Origin of the sequence: Priestia sp. SIMBA_032 (assembly GCF_046535215.1) — a bacterium.
GTDB classification, from domain to species: domain Bacteria; phylum Bacillota; class Bacilli; order Bacillales; family Bacillaceae_H; genus Priestia; species Priestia aryabhattai.
Genome location: NZ_JAWRXD010000789.1, coordinates 1 through 266, shown reverse-complemented (window position 1 = coordinate 266; position 266 = coordinate 1). Strand labels below are relative to the sequence as shown.

Annotated in this window: 1 protein-coding gene; it reads left to right on the top strand. The window is 64.7% G+C overall.

What is annotated here, in order from left to right:
- Positions 1 to 266: Na+/H+ antiporter NhaA (locus SB717_RS36485; protein WP_410907920.1), on the top strand; the 266-nt coding region annotated here is incomplete at both ends.

Sequence of the window (266 nt, the reverse complement as noted above, 5' to 3'; positions counted from 1 at the left end):
CTCGGCACCTGGCTGTACACCGTGATCAGCCGCGACAACCACCCCAGCATCACCCTCCACGGGCTCCTCACTGCCGGCGCCCTCGGCGGCATCGGCTTCACCGTGTCACTACTGATGAACGAACTCGCCTTCGCCAACCACCCCGAAATCGCCGACCAAGGCACCCTCGCCGTCCTCCTCGGCTCTGCTATCTCCATCGTGGTCTCGGCCATCCTCGTCACCAGCCTCAACAGGTACTACCGACGACTCCGCGCACTGCGCGAGAA